Source organism: Campylobacter sp. MIT 97-5078, assembly GCF_006864455.1.
Taxonomy (GTDB): domain Bacteria; phylum Campylobacterota; class Campylobacteria; order Campylobacterales; family Campylobacteraceae; genus Campylobacter_D.
Genome location: NZ_QHLK01000003.1, coordinates 74,624 through 95,792, shown reverse-complemented (window position 1 = coordinate 95,792; position 21,169 = coordinate 74,624). Strand labels below are relative to the sequence as shown.

General features: G+C 33.3%; 25 protein-coding genes, 3 tRNA genes and 1 pseudogene. 9 read left to right on the top strand and 20 right to left on the bottom strand.

Translation table 11 applies throughout. The features are described 5' to 3' along the window. Positions 1-59 precede the first annotated feature (59 nt). On the top strand, positions 60-818 hold the full coding sequence (locus tag DMB91_RS02575) for an exodeoxyribonuclease III (RefSeq protein ID WP_034905759.1): 759 nt from the start codon (positions 60-62) through the stop codon (positions 816-818). Between the two features lie 85 nt (positions 819-903). Here DMB91_RS02575 and DMB91_RS02570 read toward each other — a convergent pair whose 3' ends face one another. Next, complete coding sequence (locus DMB91_RS02570) at positions 904-1,467, bottom strand: manganese efflux pump MntP family protein (RefSeq protein WP_034905757.1); 564 nt, start codon at positions 1,465-1,467, stop codon at positions 904-906. Positions 1,468-1,625: 158 nt separating this feature from the next. Here DMB91_RS02570 and DMB91_RS02565 point away from each other — a divergent pair. The 4 genes and pseudogenes from DMB91_RS02565 (at position 1,626) to DMB91_RS02550 (ending at position 3,130) form a co-directional block, all read left to right on the top strand. After that, positions 1,626-1,700: transfer RNA gene (locus DMB91_RS02565), tRNA-Glu, on the top strand. Positions 1,701-1,817: 117 nt separating this feature from the next. Beyond that, entirely contained in the window at positions 1,818-2,237 is a 420-nt protein-coding gene (locus DMB91_RS02560) for a hypothetical protein (RefSeq protein WP_034905755.1), read from the top strand. Further along, positions 2,237-2,468: pseudogene (locus DMB91_RS09275) on the top strand (TM2 domain-containing protein); the annotation flags it as partial. The gene DMB91_RS02560 and the pseudogene DMB91_RS09275, both read left to right, overlap by 1 nt. 215 nt (positions 2,469-2,683) lie before the next feature. Next, positions 2,684-3,130 carry an NINE protein gene (locus DMB91_RS02550; RefSeq protein ID WP_052043226.1) on the top strand — a complete coding sequence of 149 codons (447 nt, stop codon included), beginning with the start codon at positions 2,684-2,686 and terminating at the stop codon, positions 3,128-3,130. A gap of 10 nt (positions 3,131-3,140) precedes the next feature. Here the strand turns inward: DMB91_RS02550 and DMB91_RS02545 are convergent. Beyond that, positions 3,141-3,228: transfer RNA gene (locus DMB91_RS02545), tRNA-Ser, on the bottom strand. A gap of 96 nt (positions 3,229-3,324) precedes the next feature. Here DMB91_RS02545 and DMB91_RS02540 point away from each other — a divergent pair. Next, positions 3,325-3,401, top strand: a tRNA-Met gene (locus DMB91_RS02540). Positions 3,402-3,516: 115 nt separating this feature from the next. Here the strand turns inward: DMB91_RS02540 and DMB91_RS02535 are convergent. Both DMB91_RS02535 and DMB91_RS02530 read right to left on the bottom strand, forming a co-directional pair. Then, a complete protein-coding gene (locus tag DMB91_RS02535; protein WP_034905753.1) occupies positions 3,517-3,972 on the bottom strand; it encodes a Dps family protein in 456 nt (151 codons plus the stop codon). A gap of 342 nt (positions 3,973-4,314) precedes the next feature. Beyond that, positions 4,315-4,746, bottom strand: coding sequence for a hypothetical protein (locus tag DMB91_RS02530; protein ID WP_034905751.1), 432 nt, complete (start codon positions 4,744-4,746; stop codon positions 4,315-4,317). A 129-nt stretch (positions 4,747-4,875) separates the two neighbouring features. On the opposite strand from DMB91_RS02530, the gene DMB91_RS02525 reads away from it, so the two are divergent. Further along, entirely contained in the window at positions 4,876-5,259 is a 384-nt protein-coding gene (locus tag DMB91_RS02525; RefSeq protein ID WP_034905749.1) for a hypothetical protein, read from the top strand. An 18-nt stretch (positions 5,260-5,277) separates the two neighbouring features. Here the strand turns inward: DMB91_RS02525 and DMB91_RS02520 are convergent, their stop codons facing one another. Then, on the bottom strand, positions 5,278-7,155 hold the full coding sequence (locus DMB91_RS02520; RefSeq protein ID WP_034905747.1) for a mechanosensitive ion channel domain-containing protein: 1,878 nt from the start codon (positions 7,153-7,155) through the stop codon (positions 5,278-5,280). Positions 7,156-7,173: 18 nt separating this feature from the next. Then, entirely contained in the window at positions 7,174-7,809 is a 636-nt protein-coding gene (locus tag DMB91_RS02515; RefSeq protein WP_034905744.1) for a carbonic anhydrase, read from the bottom strand. Positions 7,810-7,991: 182 nt separating this feature from the next. Here DMB91_RS02515 and DMB91_RS08805 point away from each other — a divergent pair, with 182 nt between their 5' ends. Then, the gene (locus DMB91_RS08805; protein ID WP_185900252.1) at positions 7,992-8,132 is read left to right on the top strand and encodes a hypothetical protein; all 141 of its coding nucleotides are present in this window, start codon (positions 7,992-7,994) and stop codon (positions 8,130-8,132) included. 736 nt (positions 8,133-8,868) lie between these two features. Here the strand turns inward: DMB91_RS08805 and DMB91_RS02510 are convergent. From DMB91_RS02510 to galU, 11 genes are all read right to left on the bottom strand, one after another. Next, positions 8,869-9,507 (bottom strand): superoxide dismutase, encoded by a 639-nt coding sequence (locus DMB91_RS02510; protein WP_034905741.1) that lies wholly within the window; start codon positions 9,505-9,507, stop codon positions 8,869-8,871. Positions 9,508-9,686: 179 nt separating this feature from the next. Next, a complete protein-coding gene (locus DMB91_RS09050; RefSeq protein ID WP_052043225.1) occupies positions 9,687-10,568 on the bottom strand; it encodes a hypothetical protein in 882 nt (293 codons plus the stop codon). 52 nt (positions 10,569-10,620) lie between these two features. Beyond that, entirely contained in the window at positions 10,621-11,517 is an 897-nt protein-coding gene (locus DMB91_RS02500; RefSeq protein WP_143116793.1) for a hypothetical protein, read from the bottom strand. Positions 11,518-11,782: 265 nt separating this feature from the next. After that, positions 11,783-12,979: a saccharopine dehydrogenase family protein gene (locus tag DMB91_RS02495; RefSeq protein ID WP_034905355.1), complete on the bottom strand. Its 1,197-nt coding sequence runs from the start codon at positions 12,977-12,979 to the stop codon at positions 11,783-11,785. A 62-nt stretch (positions 12,980-13,041) separates the two neighbouring features. Beyond that, positions 13,042-13,614, bottom strand: coding sequence for a C39 family peptidase (locus tag DMB91_RS02490; protein WP_034905352.1), 573 nt, complete (start codon positions 13,612-13,614; stop codon positions 13,042-13,044). A gap of 38 nt (positions 13,615-13,652) precedes the next feature. Next, positions 13,653-14,852 (bottom strand): metallophosphoesterase, encoded by a 1,200-nt coding sequence (locus tag DMB91_RS02485; RefSeq protein WP_034905350.1) that lies wholly within the window; start codon positions 14,850-14,852, stop codon positions 13,653-13,655. Between the two features lie 9 nt (positions 14,853-14,861). Then, a complete protein-coding gene (locus DMB91_RS02480) occupies positions 14,862-15,071 on the bottom strand; it encodes an alkylphosphonate utilization protein (RefSeq protein ID WP_034905347.1) in 210 nt (69 codons plus the stop codon). A gap of 133 nt (positions 15,072-15,204) precedes the next feature. Next, the gene (locus DMB91_RS02475; protein ID WP_034905345.1) at positions 15,205-15,534 is read right to left on the bottom strand and encodes a PepSY-like domain-containing protein; all 330 of its coding nucleotides are present in this window, start codon (positions 15,532-15,534) and stop codon (positions 15,205-15,207) included. A gap of 188 nt (positions 15,535-15,722) precedes the next feature. Next, a complete protein-coding gene (gene queF / locus DMB91_RS02470; RefSeq protein ID WP_034905341.1) occupies positions 15,723-16,115 on the bottom strand; it encodes a preQ(1) synthase in 393 nt (130 codons plus the stop codon). Between the two features lie 15 nt (positions 16,116-16,130). Further along, positions 16,131-17,348 carry a glucose-6-phosphate isomerase gene (locus DMB91_RS02465; RefSeq protein ID WP_034905339.1) on the bottom strand — a complete coding sequence of 406 codons (1,218 nt, stop codon included), beginning with the start codon at positions 17,346-17,348 and terminating at the stop codon, positions 16,131-16,133. Continuing rightward, entirely contained in the window at positions 17,342-18,166 is an 825-nt protein-coding gene (gene galU / locus DMB91_RS02460; RefSeq protein WP_034905337.1) for a UTP--glucose-1-phosphate uridylyltransferase GalU, read from the bottom strand. Before galU ends, DMB91_RS02465 begins: the two co-directional genes overlap by 7 nt. 324 nt (positions 18,167-18,490) lie before the next feature. Between galU and DMB91_RS02455 the strand changes: the two genes are divergently transcribed. Then, complete coding sequence (locus DMB91_RS02455) at positions 18,491-18,715, top strand: hypothetical protein (protein WP_034905334.1); 225 nt, start codon at positions 18,491-18,493, stop codon at positions 18,713-18,715. 332 nt (positions 18,716-19,047) lie between these two features. On the opposite strand, the gene cutA is transcribed toward DMB91_RS02455, so the two are convergent. Genes cutA through rnc form a run of 3 tightly spaced genes read right to left on the bottom strand, consistent with a single transcriptional unit; the run spans position 19,048 to position 21,124 of the window. Continuing rightward, positions 19,048-19,380 (bottom strand): divalent-cation tolerance protein CutA, encoded by a 333-nt coding sequence (gene cutA / locus DMB91_RS02450; protein WP_034905332.1) that lies wholly within the window; start codon positions 19,378-19,380, stop codon positions 19,048-19,050. Continuing rightward, on the bottom strand, positions 19,377-20,462 hold the full coding sequence (gene aroC, locus DMB91_RS02445; RefSeq protein ID WP_034905330.1) for a chorismate synthase: 1,086 nt from the start codon (positions 20,460-20,462) through the stop codon (positions 19,377-19,379). The genes cutA and aroC overlap by 4 nt, the downstream gene beginning before the upstream one ends. Then, the gene (rnc, locus tag DMB91_RS02440) at positions 20,459-21,124 is read right to left on the bottom strand and encodes a ribonuclease III (RefSeq protein ID WP_034905370.1); all 666 of its coding nucleotides are present in this window, start codon (positions 21,122-21,124) and stop codon (positions 20,459-20,461) included. Before rnc ends, aroC begins: the two co-directional genes overlap by 4 nt. Positions 21,125-21,169: the final 45 nt, after the last annotated feature.

Below are 21,169 nucleotides of genomic sequence, written 5' to 3'. Positions count from 1 at the left end.
TTGACAAAATTGTTATTAAAATATGCTATGATTAGCCTTTTAAAATGAAAAGGTATAAGATGAAACTGCTTTCTTGGAATGTGAATGGCTTGCGTGCCATTTGTGATAAAAATGCTTTAGCTTGGTTGGAAAATGAAAAATTTGACTTTGTAGGTTTTCAAGAAATCAAAGCCCATGAAGATAAATTTCCAAAGCAAATTTATGAACTTGACTTTAAGCATATGGCTTCAAATTCAGCCAAAAGGGCTGGGTATTCTGGTGTGATGAGTTTGTATAATTTTGAGGCTCAAACAAACAAATGTGAGTTTTGCGATGATGAAGAAGGACGCGTGCTAGAACACCATTTTGATAATGTGGTGCTTTTTAATATCTATTTTCCAAATGGACAAAAAGATGAGATCAGGCTTGATTTTAAGATGAAATTTTATACGGATTTTTTAGTTTATCTTAACAATTTGCTTGCTCAAAACAAAGACATTATCATTTGTGGCGATGTAAATACCGCTCACAAAGAAATTGATCTTGCCAATCCAAAGGCAAATGCAAAAACTTCTGGCTTTTTGCCTATAGAAAGGGCTTGGATAGATGATTTGCTCGCACTTGGCTTTATTGATACTTTTAGAGCAATAAATGGCGATATAAAAGAAAAATACTCGTGGTGGAGCTATAGAATGAGAGCAAGAGAAAGAAATGTGGGCTGGAGGATTGATTATTTTTTCATTTCTAAAAACCTTGAAAACAAGCTTAAAAATGCCTTTATACGAGATGATATATTTGGCTCTGATCACGCTCCTGTAGGGATAGAACTAGATATTTAAGATCGCTTTTGGATCTTTGTTGTAGCTTTTTTTGCTGTAATTAATCTTGTTTAGGACTTAAAAAAGCAAGATTAAAGACGATAATTTAGCTTTCTAAGAGGTGTTGTAAAAGGATTTTAGTTCCTATGCAAATCAGTGCCACTCCACCGATAAATTCGGCTTTGTCTTTAAATTTCGTGCCAAATTTTTTACCGATCTTAAGAGCAAGAGCTGAAAAGATAAAAGTAATCATGCCGATGATTAGCACTGAGCTAAAAATTTCAATATGCAAAAAAGCAAAACTCACCCCAACGGCTAAAGCATCGATACTTGTCGCCATAGCGAGTAAAAACATTACTTGAAAACCAAATTGATCGCTGTTTGTATCGCAACTATCTTTTTGTCTGCTCTCTTTAATCATCTTTAAGCCGATCAAACTTAGTAAAATAAAAACGATCCAATGATCATAATCATCAATAAACGAACTTAAAGCAAAGCCTAAAAAATACCCGATCAAAGGCATTAAAGCTTGAAAACCACCAAAATAAAGTCCTACGATCAAAAAATGCTTTATTTTAAGCTCATTTACGCTAAAACCCTTACATAAAGCTACGGCAAAGGCGTCCATTGACAAAGCACAGGCAAGAAAAACGAGGCTGAGTGTATCCATTTTGATAAAAGTTCCTTAATTATTACAATTTTAGTCTTTAATTATAAAACTATAACAAAAGCAAGCTAAATTAAAAGTTAAAAAGCTAAAAATGATAATTCAGCAATTTTTAAGTCCTTAATTGCTATAATTTCACTTCTAAATTTAAAGCTATATTTGGCCCATTCGTCTAGCGGTTAGGACATCGCCCTTTCACGGCGGTAACACGAGTTCGAGTCTCGTATGGGTCACCATATCAGTTTTCTATCAAGCTTTTGTGAATTTAAAGTGTTTTTACTATGATTTATTTTTATTTTTTTAAGCATTCTTTATTATAATGCAGGTTTTATTTTATTTTTAAGGTTTAAACGATGAAAAATGCTGATACTTTGTTTTTGCAACTCAAAGAAAAAGTTCCAAGTGATTCGTATCTAGCATTTAAACAAAGTCTTGATGAGGCTGAGGATTATAAATTTGATGCTTTGTTGTTGATAAGTTATAAAAACCCTATTTTAGCTTTGATTTTTAGTGTTATCATTCCCGGAGTTGATCGAATTTATAAAGGCGATGTAGTTTTAGGCGTGTTTAAACTCATCTTTGTCTGTGTAATATATGTGGCTTTTAACTTTTATATTGATAAAGCAGAAATTAAAGTAGAAATTTTTATTGTGCTTTGTGTGCTGGCAATTATCGCTTTTATCTGGGTGGCAAGTGATATTTTTTTAGTATATAAGGGTGTGAAAAAAGACAATTTAAGAAAAATTTTTGAAGTTTTACAAAAGAAGCAATGATGAAAAATGCAGAACTTATACTTTTAAATATGAAAGATAAAATTCCAAACGATGCGATTTTTGCCTTTAAAGAAAGCCTTGAAAAAGCAGATGATGACAAATACCAAGCCATGCTTCTTTTAAATCTTAAAAATCCTATCATAGGTTTATTACTTTCTTTATGTATAGGAATTTTTGGCATCGATCGCTTTTATAAAGGTGATATAGGTTTGGGGATCGCAAAACTTGTGATTATTTTTGGGGCGTATTTGGGAAGTTTTTCATTGGGTGTTTTTGGGGGCTATGATTTAAAAACTTCAGCTTTAATTGTCATTCCTATCTTGGTTATGCTCGCTTTTATTGTGGCTCTTATTTGGTATGTTGTGGATATATTTTGCGTGTTTTTTGGTATAAAAAAAGACAATTTGAGAAAAATTTACGCAGTTTTAGGATAAGGACTTGACAAAATGGATACTAAAAATTTCTTTCTTATAGATATGATAGATAAAATCGATGAAGCAAATATGCCTTTGATTAAGCAAAGCATTGAAGAGCTTAATGATGAAGACATACAATCCTTAATGTGTATAAGTTTTAAAAATCCTATCATTGGTTTATTGTTTGGATTTTTTATGGGAATTTTTGGCTTTGATCGCTTTTATAAAGGTGATACGATCTTAGGTATTTTTAAAATCATCTTATTTGTGCTTTGTATTGGGCTATTTATTGTAGCTATTATTATCTTAGTTGGTTTCAGATATGAAGATTTGGCTATTGTATTGTTTATTGCTTCAGGTTTAACTTTATTAGCAAGCTTAATTTGGTGGTTTATTGATCTTTTTATGGTGTATTTTGGGATTAAAAAGGATAATTTTACAAAAACCATGAAAGCAATACATATTTTAAAAGTTTGATAAAAACAAATGGCAGATAGGAAGGGATTTGAACCCTCGAAAGCTTGCGCTTTACACGCGTTCCAGGCGTGCTCCTTCAACCGCTCGGACACCTATCTATGTTTAAAAAGAGCTTGATTATATACAATTCTTGTTTAAAATCAGCAAAATTTTAGCAAAATAATGTATAATTTTAACTTAGTTTTTTTGCTCAAGTCAGGGTAGCTCAGCTGGTTAGAGCGCTGGTCTCATAAGCCGGAGGTCGGGAGTTCAAGTCTCCCCCTTGATACCAAATTCTCAAAAATTCTTTAATGCCTCATGATTAAATATTTAAAAAGTATTAAGTTTTTAAGATAAATAAGAATTTTATAAAAGAAAAAGCAAGGCGTCAATGCCTTGCTTGAATTTTATTTTGTTTTGCAAGAATTTTCTAAAGTAGAACCAAGCATCCAAAGTGCTTTTTCAAGATGAGCGATTTTATCTTGAGCAAGCATTGAAGTTGTTGTATCTCCTGCTTTTGAAGCGACTTCATCAAGCTTTTTAAATTCTTTCAAAAGATAGTTATAATCCTCTTTAACAAGCTCTAAAACTTCTAAAGTTGTAAAGCAGTCTTTTTGCACCTTTGGTGTTTTAGCAAGCTCGCTAAGTTCTTTAGAGCAAACGAGGGCTTTTTCTTTGATTTGTAAAAGTCTTTCAGCGACATCATCAAAAAGCTTTGCCATTTCTTCATACGCTTCTTCAGTGTATTCATGGATCGCAAAGAACTGCAAACCTTTTACATTCCAGTGATAATTGTGAAATTTAATCCACAAACTATGTGCATCGGCTTGAATTTGAAGTAGTTGTTTAGCTACATTTTTCATTTTTTCTCCTTTTGAAATTATTTATTTTGATTATATCATAATTTTTCTAAATAATAAAATTTATTGATTAGAATTTATATATTTTCCAAAAAAATACAACGCCAAAAAAGTTTTAAAATCATTTAGGATCAGCTGCAAAGCTCACTTAAAACCAGATAGTATAATTTGGAATTTCTAAAGCTTTTTCTATATGTTCTCTTATATGATCAAACTCTTGCACGCTTTTGGGCTTAAAATTTTTCTTAAAACTTGTCGAAACTATTTATCCCGCACACTTTTACTCTGTATGTTAAAAAATTTAAAAAAGCTAGAAAATAAACTCATAAAAACTGCTTTTGTGTCTTATTCACAGGAGCGAATTTTTTTCATCTTGCTTCTGTTAAGCCTTAAAATTCTTGAAGGTGTATCCTCAAATAACTCTTCATCGATGATAATATCAGCCTTATGTCTTGCCCATTGCTCATCAAAAGCTTTTTTATGCTCATTTGCCGAACTTGAAAAAAGCCAAGTATGGGATTTTAAAAAATCTTCATGCGGATGATCTTTAATCACACGAAAGCTTTTTAAATTTGGATAAATAAAGCTCGTTTTTTTCGCCTTTCGAACAAAATTTTTGTGTTTATTTGGCACGCGAGTAAAGCTTAAAAGCACTGAAAACTCGGTCATACAAATCAAACAAGGCGTTGATATTGGACGATTTTTAACAGCATTAAGCATTTGATAATCCTTGCTTAAAAAGCCTGCTGTAGTGTCTGTTTGTGCAAGATAAATCATCATTTTGCCTTTTTGTTTATCTATAGAGTATAACAAATTTTTTTGAAATTGTGAAAAATATTTTAAATTCACTCTGGCTTCACTTAAATATCCTACAATTTTACGAAATTATACTTTAAGGAGTTTTACATGAAAACCAAAACAATTCTCGCCTCTTTGTTGCTTTCAAGCTCACTTTTTGCTGATAGCTGGCTTCAAGGAACCATTTTAGAAGTTAAAGATGCTGAAAAAAGCGTGGTGATCGAAACGATCTATTCTGGTCCTATGCTTGTGAAAATTTTGCCAAGCACAAGGATAGAGCTTGATGACTGCGGTTGGTTTGGCACAGATAATATCTTTGAAGATGGCACTTTTAGGGATTTGAAAGTGGGCAGATACTTAGAAGTTGATGCGTATTATCCAAACTATCCGGGCACAAGCAATGTGCCTAATGCAAACCCAGCCGCACCAAATGCAAACGCTGTGCCAGTAGCAACTAAAGTTGAAGTGCATTGCCGCAAAGCTGCGTATTAAGCTTAAAATGCCAAGCTTTTATGCTTTGGCATTTTTTAAGTCTAAATTCTTCAAATCTTTTAAATTTTCAACATAAATACTCAAGCTTGGGAAAGCAAAACCCAGTCCATTTTTTTCTAAAATTCGCATAAAATCAAGCATTAAAACCTGCCTTGCTTCTCTAAAATCCTCTGAATTGATAGCTTTAGTGTAAAAATAAAGCTCTATGTTGATCGAGCTATCTGCAAATTCGCACAAAGAAACATAACACGCATTTTTATAACCCTCAAGATCATTGATAGAAACTAAGTTTTGTCTGTATATTGCTTTGTAAGAGTTTGTATTTAAAGCACTATCTTCGCTGTGTGCAACAAGTTCGCTTTTATCAAGATAAGCCTTTAAGTCCTTGACACATTGTTCTAATTGTTCAGCCTTTGCATCATAAGCCACGCCTAAGATCATCTTTATATGTCTGCCTATACGCCTTTTGCTCCAATTTTTAATGTTTGCATTCATGATCGTTGAGTTTGGCACATATACTAAAGCATTATCAAAAGTGCGTATGGCTGTTTTTCTAAGTCCTATTTCAACAACCGTTCCTTCAACGCCAGCAACCTCCACCCAATCGCCTTGATTTAAGCCATCATCAAAAGAAACCATCAAAGAAGCAAAGAAATTTGCAATCACATCTTTTGCCGCCAAAGCCACCGCAAGCCCACCTATACCAAGCGAAGCAATGATAGCTGAAACATTAAAACCAAGATGAGCCAACACAAAAAGTATAGCGATAACCACCACCACAAAATATAAAATTTTAATGATGAGATTAACAATTTCTTTCTTTTCGCTTTTTTTTGCTAAAGTCGAAAGCAATATCACCCCATAACTATCTAAAATTCGAATCACAAGCCAAGCAAACAACACTGCATAAATAATATAAAAAACATTCGTGATAGTTATCAATACAGGAGCTGGATAATACGCTATGCTAAAGCACACACTTAAGGCATAAAAAAAGAGCAAGAGTTTAAAAGGTTTTTTGTTTTTTTCAATAAAAATGGATCGAATTTCTTCGCGACTCATCGCATCTGTATCATGTTTGAAAAAAGAATTCACAAGCATAAAATAACTCAATCTTGGCAAAAAGAGATTTAAAACATAAAAAAGAGCTAGAATAAAAAATGAAATGACGATTTTACCAGTATTAAGAAAGTCAAAACCAGCAAATTCATTAATCTTATCAATCAAAACTTGAAGTTCAAGTCGTGCAAAGATAAAATTGCTCTCAAGCAAGCTTGCATTATCTTTAAGATAGTTTAAAATTTCATCATATGAATCCGCCTTAAGCAAAAGCTTATTCTCTGCCTCATTAATGGTGCTAAGCTCTTTAAAATCAAGCCTAGTTTTAAGTTCGCTTAAGTCAAATTCAACCAGAACTTGTAATTTGCTTTGAGCATTTTGAAGTAAAGTGCTCAGCTCTTTTGCACTCGCTGTTTTTTTAAACAACGACTCAAGCTCAAACAAAGACTTATAAAAGCTTTCATCAAGCTCTAAAGAACTCAACTCAATCTTGCTTTGGGCGAATTTAACATTCTGTGTTGTAAGCTTTTGAAATTCTTGCTCGAGTTTATTTTTATGCTCTAAAAAACGCTTAATATACGCCTCATCGATACTTTGAGCTGAAATAACCTTTGGCAAGGTATTTAAAAGCTCTTGCTTTTGTTTTTTTATACTTGTTTTTTGATCGCTAAAAATGCTTGCGTTATTGTCACTTTTATCATTTAAATCCTTAAGTTCATTATTTAAAACGATAAACTTTTGCACAAGATGAAATAACTCTGAATTACTTTTGTTGTTATCCTCAACAGCAAAAGTAAAAGCTACAAAAATACTTAAAATTATGATAACTTTTTTCATTTTTTTCCCTTTTTGCGATCAATCTTTATGTGCAATGAGCGTGAAATTTTTTAAATCCATATTGTATTCGTAAATTTCACCCGTTTCGATGATATAATACCAAGCATGAAGCTCCATTTTTCTTTCTAACAAAGCTTGCTTGATGCCCGGATAGGTTAAAAGATTTTGCAAGGAATTGAGCAAATTAAGTTTTTCAGTTAGCCAAGAACGCATAGCCTCATCATTTTGAGCAACACTAAAGCTTAACACTTCATTTTTAATATCCTCAAGCATAGAAAGCCAATGCTTTACATTTGGCACTTTTTTAAGCTCTTTTTCACTGCTATAAAGTGCTGAACAGCCACCACAGTTGCTGTGTCCACATACGATGATATTTCTTACTTTAAGGATATTTACGGCGTATTCTATGGCTGAAGTAGTGGCTAGATAGTCATTTGCTACTCTATAAGGTGGGATAATATTAGCTATATTTCGCACAACAAAAAGCTCGCCTGGACCAGTGTTGGTGATGAGATTTGGGATCACCCTAGAATCAGAACAGCCGATAAAAAGTGTATGTGGTTCTTGCCTATCTTTAAGACTTTTAAAAAGCTTTTTATGCTCCTTAAAATCTTCTTGCATAAACTTCACTGCACCTTTGATGAGATTTTGCATGTATAGCCTTTTTGAATTTTTAAATTTGAATTATAACTAAAATTTGGTATTTTCAAAAAAGATAAAGTCAAAATCAATTCAAAAGGGCTATTTATTTGATTTAAAAAATACTTGTTTTGTTTAAGTTTTTTTTAAAAGTAATTAAATGATAAAATTTATCATATCTTAAAAAAGAAGCAAAAATGAAAAAATTCTTTTTCTTTGTTATGGCTTTATCTTTAAGCTTTAGTCTCAATCTAGCTAATGATTTACTTTTTAAAGCAAGTAATGGGAGATTAAGTGAAAATTCAGCTGGAGTAAAAAACTTAGTGATGCTGAAATGAGTGAGGTTAAGGAAAAATAGTTCTAGTAGCCGATCAGATTATAATGATTTTAGACTTTTATCACAAATGAGAACCCCTAAGAGAGATTTATAATAAAGATACAGAGACTAAAACTTATGCAGTGTTGACTAAAAGCCGTTCTGGTATGTGGACTCAGCATATCTTGGGCGTAAGTAATAAAATCATTAAAGATTTTGAATATGGTAGAAATTCCTCTCGATTTTATTGATTAAAATCATTTTAGCACGAAATTTGCTTAGTTTTTTAATCACTTAAAAGGCTAAGCAAATGTTGTGCTGATGATGGAACAAAGGTAGAATTTAAAATTGAACAAACAAAAGATGAATCACACTATTTAGCTAAAGTTTTAGGAGCTAAGTCTAGTCTTTTTTTTAAAAGTTTATGTTTAAGACATGAAGATGGAGCTCATAGTTTTTATGCTTGCAATTCTTTAAAATTAGAACAAAACTTATTTCAAAATTTTAACTTACACTCGTATGAAAATGAAAATTTTAAAAGTTTTAACATATCCAATTAACAAAGTATTTAAATTCATCTTTGCTTCAAAAAGCTTTGCAAGAACTGGTGTAAGAATAGTATTTAATCCTTTAAGAGTATAAATCTTTAAGGATTAAATTTAGTGCTAAAATTGAAGATAAACCAAAAATACAAAAGATAAAAAAGACTTGCTATCCCAAGCACTTTTCAAGCAAATCTTTTTAAAGGTTTAAATATATCAAGAATGAAGCTCATTGATATAAAATTGTATTGAACCTTCGCCCTCTTTTAAAGCCCATTCATACGCTTTAGCCACAAATTCCCAATTCACATATTCAAAAAAAGCTTCCAAATAAGCCGCCCTAGCATTGCGATGGTTGATATAATACGCATGTTCCCACACATCAGCCACAAGCAAAGGCACTTTTTCTTCAGTGATAGGCGTAGCAGCGTTTGGTGTGCTTAAAAGCTTGAGCTTTTTATCTTTAAGATCATAAACCAACCAAAACCAGCCTGAGCCAAAAACCCCACTCGCTCCTTTGATAAACTCTGTCTTAAACTCGCTCAATGAGTTAAATTCTTTTTCAAGTGCTGTTTTAAACGCCGCATTCATCTTGCTTTCATCGCTTTTAGGACTTAAGCAGTCAAAATAGAAATCATGGTTATAAATTTGAGCAGCATTGTTAAAAAGCCCTGCACTTGAGTTTTTTATGATGAAAAACAAGTCTTTGTTTTCAAATTCTGTATCTTTGATAAGCTTGTTAAGATTATCAACATAGGTTTTGTGGTGTTTGCCGTGATGATAGCTAAAAGCTTCTTCGCTTAGAAATTTACCAAAAGCGGTAGTGTCGTAGGGTAGAGTTCTGAGTTTAAACATAAATTGTCCTTTAAATTTTGATGATTTATTTTATCATATTTTTATCAAAATGAGGGTAAAAAAGATAAAATAAAAAAATAAAGGCTTGATTTACCCACAAAAATATTTTCACAACTTTGAAAAAAAATGAAAAAATATAAAAACACCAATTAGCTTTTAAAGCATTGTTTCACACAAAGCTAAAATTTTTTCCACAAACTTAAAGCAAAGATCGAGTTAGGAGCTGAATTTGAGCCACTTGCTGAACCTGAAAGTGAGATAGCTGTATCATCATTAAGGCTATAAGAAAATCCCAAGCTGATATTAGGGATAGAATAAGAGCTTGTGTATTGCCTGCCATTAAATTTGCTTCCTTGTTGATAACTTTGAGAAAAGCCTATGTCAAGCGAAACTTTTGGGCTTAAGATGATAGAGCCATTAAAGCCGGCAAAAACAGCATTACCAAAATTGACTTTGTTGCTTTTAAAATGAAGCGTGCTATTATATGCACTGCCAAGATATAAAGATAAGATCAAAGGATCGCTAAAGGTTTTAAAAGAAAGCTGTAGATTGCCAGAGCTTGCATAAAAAAGCTTTTTTGCTGTAGTAAATCTCACCCTGTCAAAAACTGAAATAGAAGCTGAAAGTTGAGGAACAAAATCGCCTAAATTCTCAAAAGAATAAACAAGCCCTAAACTAAGATTATCAAAGTTGGTGTATTGTTCGTGGGTGTAGCTTGTTGGTGCAAAAAAGCTTATTTGCTCACTATCACTACGTACAAAAGAAGCCTTTGCACTAAGCATAACATCAAGCTTGTTGTTTAAAGAATAAATAAAATTTTGTCTCAAGGAAAATTGTTTATTATCAGTATAATTTCTGCCGTCATTATAAACCGAGATAAAAGGGAAAGTATTATAAAAATCAGCATTTCCAGAGCTAAGATACTCTAAAGTCGTTATACTTCTTAGCCCAATTTGCTTTTTAAAAAGGCTATCAAAAGTAATGGGATCAGAAGCGAGCGAAAAACTAGGCAAAATCCTTATAAAGCAAAGCACTTTGAGTAAAATTTTATAAACGCTCATACCTTACATATCCAAAGCAAAGTCAAAACGCCTTAAAAGAACAAAAGAAAAATCACGCAAGTTCCTGTAAAACTCTTTGAAGCAAAGATGAGTTTGATGAATTTGAAGTTAATTTTTTTTCATCACTTGATGAATGAGTGTTGTTTTTATCACTGATATATGCTTTTTCTCTAAGCTCAAATATAGCATAAAGACTTGAAAATACTTTTTTATCATTTGCAAGTATGATTTGATCACTTAAATTTTCATTGTCTTTGCTGATGAGTTCAAACTGAAATTTGCCCCCTACTATATCCCATGAAAAGGTATCGCCTTGTTCTGTAGTGAGATTTTTAGCTTTGTTATAATGATATGATTTTATGATATCCATATATTCAAAATACTGCTGTTTTTCACTTTGGTTTAGTTCATGCCATATTTCAGTAAAAAAACCTTCTGCAAAGCTGGCTATAAATTGCCCTTGTCCGCTAAGTTGTAAAAGACTTGATTTTAAATTCATTTCTTTTTCAAGTATGGTATTTGGATTTTTTTCATTAATAGCTTGTAAAAAAGCTTTTAAATCAGCTTGAACAAGTTCTTTAATGGGCTTATCAATATAATTTTTATCAAGGCTTGCACGATGTGTTGAAACTATATTGGAACTTTGAAAAGTATGTGATTTTTCATCAAGACTTTCTTTGAAAAGTTCTAATTTCTCTGAAAGTCTTTCGTATTTTGCTTCATCGTTTTGATAACGAGAAAGTATATCTTGCATAAAATTTAAGCTTGAATTTATAGTCAGTGTGTAAGCACTATCGCTTATATTAGAATAAGGCTTTGCTTGTGAATACTCATACTTGATTCTATCAGCGTTTATTTGAATGACATTATTAGACTTTACAGAACGAGGCTTTAGAACCTCTTGAGCCCTTGAAGCTATGTCTAAATCAAACAAATTTGATAAGATCACCCTACATCCTTGAAAGTTTTCTTGCGACCATGATGAATTTACTTACTTTATAAAAATTTAAAAAGTTTTTTATTGTTTTTAAAAAAGCAAATTTTGTTCCAAGTTAGAGCTATTCAAAGTTAGAAAACATAATGTCATTTATTTATCTTAAAACTTATAAATATCCATAAAGTTTAGAAAAGATCAAAAAACAATAAAACCATAGAGCAAGCACAAGCCTTGCTTAAGATCAAGTATCCAAATCCTTTATCTTAAGCTAACCTTATCAAGACAAAGGAAGTTCCATGATTTTATAAGGTAAGCCCTGAATCATCAGTTCGTCCATAAAAGGTTGGGCGTCAAATTCTTCCATATTAAACACACCTTTTCCCTGCCAAATGCCTTTTGCGATAAGTTTTGCTCCTATCATAGCTGGAACTCCTGTAGTATAGCTCACAGCTTGAGCGCCGGTTTCTTTGTAACATTCTTCGTGATTGCACACATTATAAATATACACTTGCTTTTCTTCGCCCTCTTTTAGCCCTCTTATCACACAGCCTATATTGGTAAAGCCCTTAGTCTTTGCTCCAAGACTTGCTGGATCAGGCAAAAGTGTCTTTAAAAACTCTATAGGCACGATTTCTACTCCTTTATGTATAATAGGCTTAATGCCTAGCATGCCTACATTTTCAAGGCAGTTCATATGGGTAAGATAATTTTGAGAAAAAGTCATAAAAAAGCGAATTCGCTTTAGGCTAGGTATATTTTTTACCAAGCTTTCAAGCTCTTCATGATAGAGTAGATAACTATCTTTAACGCCAACTTCTGGATAATCCCAAGCCATTTTTATAGCCATAGGTTCAGTTTCTATCCACTTGCCATTTTCATAATACCTACCCTTAGCTGAAACCTCGCGTAAATTAATCTCTGGATTAAAATTCGTTGCAAATTTATAACCATGATCGCCTGCATTACAATCTAAAATGTCTATATAATGGATTTCATCAAAAAGCTTTTGCTTAGCATATGCACAATATACATTGGTAACGCCTGGATCAAAGCCAGAGCCTAGAAGCCCTAAAATTCCAGCTTCTTTAAAGGCTTTATCTCTCGCCCATTGTTCTTTATATTCAAATTGAGCTAAGTCCGGATGTTCATAATTTGCTGTATCTATATAAGGAATTTTTGCTTTTACGCAAGCATCCATCAAGCTTAAGTCTTGATAAGGCAGGGCTAAATTTAAAAGCAAATCAGCTTTTATATCTTTGATGAACTTTGCAACCGCTTCACTATCATCAGCATCAATTTCACTTATATGTATATCTATGTCTAAACGTTCTTTAATAAAGCCTGCTATAGCCTCACATTTACTTAGAGTTCTACTTGCTAGGGTGATCTTGCTAAAGGTGTTTGAGTTCATAGCTGCTTTTACTGCGGCTACTCTAGCTACTCCGCCTGCTCCTATGATTAAAAGATGACTCATTTGCTTTTTCCTTTTTTTGAATTTTTGACTTAATTGTAACATAAATTCAAGATTTCAAGGACTTAAAAAGTGATTTTATCTCTGTAAAAATCGCTTGGCAAATCAAGTCTTAATGGTTTAAATTCCTTAAAATCCTTAGGTAAAACAAGCAAAGCAAAGCCTCCTAAGCCTTCCTTATCCCAAACAGAGAAAAACTCCTTTTTAGAAGCAATATAAGTGCCAAAATTTGGATCTAAAACCTTGATAAAATCTCCTTTGAAATTCAGCACCACTACAAAATGAGGAAATCTTGGATCGTCCTCAATCTTAACAAGCAAAGGCACAAAAAGCTCCTCAAGGCTTTGTTTTGTAAGCTTAAAAGCCTGAGCTTCATAGCCTATCTTCAAAACAGCTTCTTTAAGCTCTAAAAAAGAAAGCATGTTTGTTTTTTGATCTAAAACCTGTAAAATATCCTTTTGGCTATAAAGTTTAAAAGCAAAGAAATTCAAAATATTTGCCAAGGAAGCTGCTCCACAAGATTCTTCATAGGTTTGTCTTACAAAGTCCGTGTTTTTAAGCTCATACAAAGAGCTTACCCTAAATTCAGCCCAAGAAAAAGCACAAAAAAGAGCTAAGATCAAGACTATCTTTGACACAAAAATTTCCTTTCAAATTTTTAAAAGCCATTTTAAAACTATTTTCTAAATACTTCATTTTTAATCTCTTTGCATTCAAAGCCCTTTTTACTCAAAGTTACCACACGCAAAAAGCCTCCAGCATCGACTTTACCTTCAAGTAAAAAGACTCTGCTTGCGAGTTGAATGGGAAGTTTTTGGCGGTTGCGATGTCCAAAAAGCTCATAAGTGTTGCTTGGGGTATTTTCGCAAAATTGCTGGGCTATATACTGACTTTCATCATATGAGCCTACGCCGTAGATAAACTCTTCGCTTGATATAAAGCTTAAGTGAGCCAAATTTTCTGGCAAAAAATTTAAGCCTCCATGTGAGCAAAAGATGATCTTTTCTTCAAATTTATAACAAAAGCACTCTTTAAAATGTGGATACAAAGCCCTTGTATCCTCTTTTGTCAGCTTTTCTTTTTTAAAGTCTTTGAGTGTATTTTCATTAAATTCTTTTGAAGTTGTAGTCTGATTTAACGCCCATTTAATAAGATGCCTTTCGTGGTTTCCTTCAAGCAAAATCACATTTTCAAGCCCCTTAAGCTTTAAAAGCCATTTAATCACTTTAGCATTTTCTATACCTCTATTTATATAATCGCCCAAAAATACATAAAATTCATCTTTTTTAATCTTATTAATCGCTTTTTTAAGCACACTAAAGCAACCTTGTATATCGCCTATGTGGTGGATTTTTTTATATGCACTAAGATCACGAATTTGATATAAATACTCTTTAAATTCATAAGGTTTGATAACTTTAAATTTCTTTGCAATTTTTTCTTTTTGCAAAGCATAATCAATAGCCTCAAGTATGTGTTCTGGAATAAAAACGCCCTTTTGTTGAGCGATGATGAAGTTTTTAAGCTTTACCTCTTCTAAATTTAAGGTGTTAAACTCGATAATAAATAGCTCATAGCGGTATTTTAAGGCTAAGTCTTTATACTCTTTAAGTATGGAATTGTTTGCATTTGGAGCATTAACTATACAAAGCTCGCCTTTGTTCATTCTTAGCTCTAAAAGCTTAAACAAATGCTCTAAAATTTCGCTTGCATTGCGGTAATCAAGGCTTTTGTAGCCATTGCTTAGCATTTTATATCCACCTGCTAAAAAACGAAGTTCTTCTAAGTCTAAGGTGTAATTTAACAGCTCATTTTTTGCGAGCCATTCTTTTTGAGCGTTAAAATAATTGCCCCTTAAGACAAACAAAAGCCTCAAAATAAACCCTTAAATTTTCTTTAAAAATTCAGTTTTTAGCACGATAACACCGAGCTTATCCACGCGTGCTTCGATCTCGCCTTCTTTGCTTGTAAGTTTGATATTTTTAATCACACTGCCCCTTTTTAAGGTGTGGCCTGCTCCTTTGATCTTTAAATCCTTAATCACACTTACACTATCGCCAGCTTCAAGCGTCGTGCCGTTTGTATCTTTTGCCATTATTTTTCCTTATTTGGTTTAAAATTGTGTAATTATAATATAAATTTGTATTTATCTAAGGTAAGTTTGAAAAAGAAAGTAAAAAATGCAAAGAGCAAACCTACTCTTTGCAAAAAGCTTCATTCAAAGCTAATTAATCGTCAAATTTTTGCCCCAAAAAGTTGCCATTACGATCAAAATAAAGTTCCATAAAATTATTAAGCTTGATCTCATAACCATACGCTTCCCAATCCACATCAACGATAAAAGCACCGGGATAGAGCTTTTGAATTTGAGCGTTAATATTTTTTGGCAAACCATTAAAATAATTTTGTGGCGGCACAGCTTGTTGTGGATACGCAGGATATGGAGCAAGCGGAGCTGGCGTAACTGCAGGAGCTTGAGCTGAAGAAGTAGGAGCTGGGTTTGCACTTGCAAGGATTGCAAAGCATGCTAGAATAGCGGGGATAAGTTTTGTTTTCATTTCTTTCTCCTTAAAAATGTTTTAGTAAGTGCAAGTTTATACTTTTTGTGTGAAGTGAATGTGAAAGATAAAATAAAAAAACATTTTTAGAACATACCTTAAATTTAAGATATTTGAAAGAGTTTTGTGAAGCTTTCGGTGCTTTTAAAGGCGATTTCTCATAAGACTTTTAAGCAAATGCAAAAAATTTAATTTCGCTTTGGCACAACAAGATCAGAGCGACATTCGATGATAGTATGCACATTCCCGCGAGGGTTAAAATCTGCCTCAAGCTTGATCCACTTTGGTTTTAATTTAGCTTTTAAAGTGCTATAAATTTCATTTACTACAGCTTCGTGGCTGATATTTTTATACATAAAAGAGTTAATGTAAATTTTAATAGCTTTAAGCTCTACTACAAACTGATCAGGGATATACTCTAAATTTAAAGTCGCAAAGTCTGGATATCCACTTCTTGGACACAAGCACATAAATTCAGGCAAAGAAATTTTGATAACATAATCATTTTCAGCTTTATTTTCCCAAAGTTCTAAGTCCTTTTCCACATCAAATTCTTTAATCTCTTTTTCACCATAACGCATAGTTTTTTCCTTTTTTTAAGATAAGATTTTTTTTAAGATAAGCTTGCCAACCTCAACACCGGGCTGATCGTAGGTATTAATACCAAGCATAACCCCACACGCTGAAGTTAAAAGCTCATAATAATACATCAAATATCCTCCGTGCCACTCATCAAGCCTATCAAGTTCGATTAAATCAACGCTTAAATTTTCAGCCACTAAAGCTTGTAAAGTCGCTTCACACTGGGCATTAAGAAGCTTTTGCAAATCAATTCCATTGCTAAAATCACAATCCTCTAAATACGGCAAAGAAAGTTTAGGAATACACATAGATTTTTCAAGCTCTTTAACTCTTAAAAAAGTGATCATTTTATCTTTTGGACCTTGCATGATGAGTTGCAAGAAGCTGTGTTGATCCCTAGCTCCGATTAAGGCTATAGGCGTAATGCCAAGCCTTTTATAGCCTTGTTTTTTACCCAAGCTCTCAGCAATAAGCTGGACAAACCATTCATTAAAGCCCTTAAAAGCATCACCATAACTAAACAAAACGCTGATATTTGCGTATTTATGCATGCAGCAATGATAGGCTTTTTGCAAAATACCTTCTTGTTTTTTCTCAAAAAAATCTTTCTTACACGCTAAAGCCCCATCAAGCAAAGCCTTAACATCATATCCACAGACAAAAAGCGGCACCACACCCACAGCTGAAAGCACACTAAAACGACCGCCAACATTAGATGGGATTAAAAAGCATTTCACACCAAGTTGCTCGCCAAGTTTATGAAGTTTTGAGTTCTCATCAGTGATAAAGATGAAATTCTTATACAAATCCTTCAGTTCGAGTTTAAAATGAGCCATAATAAGCTTAAAAAGACTAACAACTTCTATAGTCGTGCCAGTTTTACTTGCAACTATAAAAAGACTATCTTCTAAACTCACTTGCTCAAGCACTTTTGTAAGACTAAGATTTGAACTATTATCAAGTATAAAAAGCTTGCATTTGCCCTTATCTTGCTGGGCTAAAAAATCTCTTAAAGCTTTTACTCCGCAACTTGAACCGCCCATGCCAAGCAAGATCACACTTTTATAATTTTTATTTTGAAAATACTGCTCGCACTCAGAAATCAAGCCAGTATTATCAGCTAAATGATAATACCCTATTTCTTTACTTTCAAACTCATCATTAATGCGTTTTGCATAAGCTTTTATGGTATCAAGTTGAGCGGTTTTGAAAAAAAAGTGATTTGTTAGCATTTGCTCTTACCATAAAAATAATTCGTCGCCTCAACAAAGCCTTCCACAGAACCACAATCAAATCTTTTGCCCTCAAATTTATAGGCTAAAACCATACCATTTGTAGCTTGAGCTAAAAGTGCATCAGTAAGCTGAATTTCGCCGTTTTTACCAGCCTTTGTATTTTCTAAAATGCCAAAAATATCTGGCGTGAGTATGTATCTGCCTATGATGGCAAGATTGCTTGGAGCTTCCTCAAGGCTTGGTTTTTCTATCATCGAGTTTACCATGATGAGATTATCTTCTACTACATTTCCAGCGATGACTCCGTAGCTTGAAACCTGCTCTTTTGGCACTTCCATAACAGCAACTACGGTGCAGCGGTATTTTTCATAAATTTTTACCATTTGAGCCATAACGCCAAGTCCATTTTCATTTACGCACAAATCATCTGCTAAAATCACCCCAAATGCTTCACCGCCTGCTAAAGCCCTGCCCTTTAAAACAGCATCTCCTAAGCCTCTCATTTCATTTTGTCTTGTAAAAGTAAAGGTGCAACGATTGATGAGTGAGCGAATTTCAGCAAGCAAATACTCTTTTTTTGTGCCTGAAATTTGATGCTCTAGTTCATAAGAAGTATCAAAATAATCCTCCAAAGCCCTTTTCCCGCGTCCTGTAACAAAGCCCATAGTATCCATACCAGCTTCTAAAGCCTCATCAACTCCATAATGAATGAGTGGTTTTGTAAGTATAGGAAGCATTTCCTTAGGTAAAGCCTTAGTAGCTGGTAAAAAGCGTGTGCCGTATCCTGCAGCTGGAAAAATACAAGTTTGAAGCATAAATTATCCTTGTTGTTCAGTAAAATTTTGAGTTGATTATAACGAAAAATGTTAAATTTTTCTTAAGTTTTTGCCATAAACATTGATCAAATAAATCTCAAAAATAGCCAAAACAGAACCAAAAAAATCGTTTTTAAATTCGGAATTTCATCAAGAAAAACATAGCTTATAAGCAAAGAAAATATTTTCTTTAGATGCACTCATCAGGCTTTACTCTAAGTTTAAAAGCACGATTATAAGATTTTTTATTTTAAGCTCAAATTTATTTAAAATTATAACTTTTTTGATATAATCAAACCCACAATTTATCTTAAAGGAGACACGATGAAAAAATTACTTGTTGTAGCATTTGCTGCTTTACTTGGTGCAAGTGTTACTTTGGCAAATGAAGCTGTAAAAGATGCTGCTAAAGGTCAAGCAGCTGATGTTGCTGGACAATTAATGAGCGGCAAAAGCACTAAAGATATAGCTAAAGCTAAAAAAGAAGAAGCTAAAAAAGAAGCTAAAAAAGAAGCTGGCAAACAAGCCAACAAATTACTTAACTTCTAAATAAGCTTAGCCCAAATTTTTGAGCTAGTTTTTACATTCTTGCTTTTAAAATTTATTTTTAATTTTACTCTAAATTTATCAAAACTTTAAAATAAAGTTCTCTAAAGTGCGAAAACTAGACAGATCACGCAGCTAAGATTATGGTGAAGTTTCAGTGTGTTTCAAAAGCCTTTGCAAGATAAATTTTATGATTTAGATTTGCTCAAAATGCTCTTTGAAAACTTACAAGAAGACAAAAAACTTGATATAAAAGCATAGGGTTTAATACCTATTTTAGCTTCTTTAGGATACATTTAAGCTTAAAGCAATTCTATTTGGAAAAAGCCTGAAATTTAAACTTTACTTTTTTTGTTATTTTTAAAGCTTTTGCACTCTTTTTCAAGCCATTTTTTATACTCTTTGCTGATAAAATCAGCTTTTAAAGCTATAAATTGAGGCACTTCATAGCTATGATTTGCTTTTAAAATGCTTTCAAGCTCATTTAAATTCTCTTTTGTTGTTTTAAGGATAAGGAGGTATTCTTTTGCTTCGCAAAGTATGTTTTCCCAGCGATACATACTTTTTATTTTAAGTCTTTGAACACAAGCAACAAGTCTTTTTTCAAGCAAAAGCTTGCCTAAAGTCTTTGCTTCTTTTTTGCTTGCTGTAGTGCTTAAAACAATCATTCATATGCCTTTTTAAGCCTTGCTAAGCTCGCATTAGCATTAAGCATTAAAGCATCAGCGATCACAAGCCTTGCCATAGCCGAGCAGATCACACTTCCACGCACGCCTACACAAGGATCGTGCCTGCCTTTAAGCTCGCAAATCGCATTATTACCGAATTTATCCATAGTTTCTTGAGCCAAAAATATCGACGGCGTGGGCTTAAAATAAGTCCTTAGCTCTATATCAGCCCCACTGCTAATGCCTGCTAAAATACCGCCTGCGTGATTGCTTAAAAATTGTTGATCTTTTATACGATCATTATTTTGTGAGCCAAAGCTTTGACTTGATCTTATACCAGCTCCTATTTCAACAGCTTTTACTGCATTTATCCCCATTAAAGCGTGAGCAAATTTACTATCAAGTTTATCATAAAGCGGTTCACCAAGTCCGGCTTTTACACCACTAATGCGTGTAAAAACAGCCGCTCCAACACTATCCTTTGTTCTTAAAGCTTGTGTGATCTGTTCTTTAAAACTTGCTTCTAAAGCTTTATCAAGGGCAAAAACCTCACTTTTATCCGCAAATTCAAAATCAAAATCCTTGCTTTCAAGCTCGCTTTGCACTTTGCCTATGGCAAATACGCCGGATTTTACGCTGATATTAAACTCAGCTAAAAGCATTTGTGCAAAAGCCCCTGCAGCTACTCTTGCAGCACTTTCTCTTGCGCTTGCACGTCCTCCACCTCGGTAATCTCTTATGCCATATTTAGCAAAATAGCTCAAATCCCCATGAGAAGGACGAAATAAATCTTTGATATTATCATAATCCTTTGAATGCTGATTTTCATTAAAAATCACCACAGCTATGGGCGTTCCCATGCTAAAGCCCTCAAAAGTTCCACTTAAAATTTCAGCCTTATCGCTTTCCTTTCTTTGAGTGCTAAACTTACTTGTTCCGGGCTTTCTTTTATCAAGTTCGCTTTGCAAAAATGCCTCATCTATACGCACGCCGGCAGGAAAGCCATCTATCACGCAACCTATGGCTTTGCCGTGAGATTCTCCAAAGGTTGTGATTTTTAATCTTGTGCCAAAAGTATTCATAAAACTCCTAATTTTTCAAGAGCGATTTTTGCCGCAAGCTGTTGAGCTTCTTTTTTACTCTTTGAAGTAGCTCTTGAAACTTCTTTGTTATCAAGCTTTAAAGCGATTTCAAACTGCTTTAAATGATCTGGTCCAAAGGCACGGATAAGCTCATATTCTGGCGTTTGAGCCATCATACCTTGCGTAAATTCTTGTAGCTTAGTTTTATAATCCTTAATAAGCTCTTTTGCGTCTATATTTGGATAAATGCTTTCTAAAAGGGCTAAAACAACTTCTTTTGCTTTCAAAAAGCCAGCTTCTAAAAAAATCGCCGCGATAATGGCTTCAAAAGCGTCTGAAAGTATGGAAGGTTTGGCTCTTCCGCCATTGTTTTCCTCAGCAACTGACATAAAAAGATATGAGCCAAGGTCAAGACTTAGAGCAATTTGCATAAAAGACTTTTCATTTACAAGTGCAGCTCTTAATTTTGATAAATCCCCTTCAGCTTGATCTTTGAATTTATGAAATAAAAACTCGCCCACAACAAGATCAAGCACAGCATCGCCTAAGAATTCAAGCCTTTCGTTATTGTAGGTTTTTTTGGAGCTTTTATGCGTTAAAGCCGCTTTTAAAAGCTTCTCGTCTTTAAAATGATAGCCAAGCTTATCTTGTAAATTTTTCATTTGCACTTTCCATTGTCCTTTTTCTTTTTCAAAGCACATTGTAAC